We start from the raw sequence: 1,712 nt of genomic DNA on the forward strand, positions 1-1,712 counted from the left end.
CGCAATCCTCAGCCACCAGCTCGGCGAGCGCCGACGGGTCGTGGCGCTGGAACACGTCGTTGTAGCGCCGCATGATCTCGGCTGTCCGGCGGGACAGCTCGTTCGCGGCCGCGTCCATGATAAGTTCCTGTGTCATCGTCATTCTCCTGGTGTCATTGACCTTTGACGGCTTCGATGAGCGTGGCCTTGAGCGTGATCCGGGGCACGCCGGCAAGCGCGCGCGAGACCAGGCAGCCCGCCTTGGCGGACTGCGCCAGGCGCTCGAATTCGTCTTCCGCGAGATCCACGATCGCCGCCTCGGTTTCGAGCTCGATGCGCGTGATCGTCGGCCCCGCCTCGGTAGCGCCGAGATGCACCTTGGCGATGGTGCGGATGTTCTGGGCGATGTGGCCGTCGCGGCCGAGGATGGTGGTGAGCGCCATCGAGAAGCAGCCGGCATGCGCGGCGGCGATCAGCTCTTCCGGGTTGGTGCCGGGGCCGTTCTCGAAACGCGACGGAAACGAATAGGCGCCTTCGAAGACGCCGCTGCCGAGGCGCAAGCGGCCCGAACCTTCCTTCAGCGTGCCTTGCCATTCGGCCGATGATTCACGGACTGTCATTGGATCTCTCCCTGTGTTGTATGTAGACTGATCTACATATTATATAGACCGGTTGTCATATTTCTGACAAGGCCTATAATGCTGTCTCCTGACAGAGGCTGACATGGCGAAAGACACCCGGACCCGCATGCTCGAGGCGACTGGACTGCTGCTGAGGCAGCGGGGCTATCACGGCACCTCGCTCAACGACATATTGAGCGCCAGCGCAGCACCCCGTGGCTCGCTCTACTTCCATTTTCCGGGCGGCAAGGACCAACTGGTCATCGAGGTGACGCGCGACAGCATAGCCAGGGTGACGGAGGGGCTCACCGAAGCGCTCGCCGCGGAGCGCGATCCGGCGGTGGCCGTTCATCATATCTACCAGTCGGTGGCGCGCATGCTGGAGGACAGCCAGTTCTCGCTCGGCTGTCCGATCGCACCTGTGGTGCTGGATTCGCCAACGCCGGAGCTGGCGGAACTATGCCGCACGGCCTTCGAGCAATGGATAGGCCTGCTGCGGGAGGCCTTCGTCAGGGCAGGGGTGCCGGAGCGCCGCGCGCACGTTCTGGCGCTGCTTGTCGAATCTTCGCTGGAAGGGCTGATGGTGATCGCGCGCGCCACCCGCGACCGAGCCCCGGTATTGGCGGTGGCCGACGAGGTCGCGGCGCTGATCGAAGCCGCCGTGCTTGCCGGAAGAGAACCGCGGCGCCGCGCGGATGCGTCCGTATAGGCCTGACAGCTTCAGCCTCAATGCAAAAAGGGCGCCCCTCGGCGCCCTTTTCGTAATCGAAGGCTGATGGAAGCGTGGATTAGAAATCCATACCGCCCATGCCGCCCATGCCGCCGCCGCCCATGCCGCCAGGCATGCCGCCGCCAGCCGACTCCTTCTTCGGAGCCTCGGCGATCATGGCTTCGGTGGTGACCAAGAGGCCTGCAACCGAGGCCGCATCCTGGAGAGCCGTGCGCACGACCTTGACCGGATCGACGATACCCATGGCGATCATGTCGCCATATTCGCCGGTCTGGGCGTTGTAACCGTAGGTCGCGCCCTTGTTCTCAAGGATCTTGCCGGCAACGATCGAGGCTTCCGCACCGGCGTTGGCCGCGATCTGGCGGGCCGGAGCCTGCAGCGCG

3 protein-coding genes are annotated in these 1,712 nt (G+C 64.7%); 1 reads left to right on the forward strand and 2 read right to left on the reverse strand.

The genetic code is table 11. The annotated features are described in order from the left end of the window. Window positions 1–152: 152 nt before the first annotated feature. Complete coding sequence (locus tag CN311_RS20315; protein ID WP_097575510.1) at window positions 153–599, reverse strand: OsmC family protein; 447 nt, start codon at window positions 597–599, stop codon at window positions 153–155. 103 nt (window positions 600–702) lie between these two features. Here CN311_RS20315 and CN311_RS20320 point away from each other — a divergent pair, with 103 nt between their 5' ends. After that, window positions 703–1,308 carry a TetR/AcrR family transcriptional regulator gene (locus CN311_RS20320; RefSeq protein ID WP_097575511.1) on the forward strand — a complete coding sequence of 202 codons (606 nt, stop codon included), beginning with the start codon at window positions 703–705 and terminating at the stop codon, window positions 1,306–1,308. A gap of 79 nt (window positions 1,309–1,387) precedes the next feature. On the opposite strand, the gene CN311_RS20325 is transcribed toward CN311_RS20320, so the two are convergent. Then, on the reverse strand, window positions 1,388–1,712 hold a 325-nt coding region (locus CN311_RS20325), incomplete at its 5' end, for a TCP-1/cpn60 chaperonin family protein (RefSeq protein ID WP_280954043.1).

Source organism: Mesorhizobium sanjuanii (assembly GCF_002529485.1).
GTDB classification, from domain to species: domain Bacteria; phylum Pseudomonadota; class Alphaproteobacteria; order Rhizobiales; family Rhizobiaceae; genus Mesorhizobium; species Mesorhizobium sanjuanii.

Excerpts from the sequence above, each read along its gene's own strand:
- CN311_RS20320 (WP_097575511.1), top strand. The coding sequence starts at position 703 with ATGGCGAAAGACACCCGGACCCGCATGCTCGAGGCGACTGGACTGCTG.
- CN311_RS20315 (WP_097575510.1), bottom strand. The coding sequence starts at position 599 with ATGACAGTCCGTGAATCATCGGCCGAATGGCAAGGCACGCTGAAGGAA.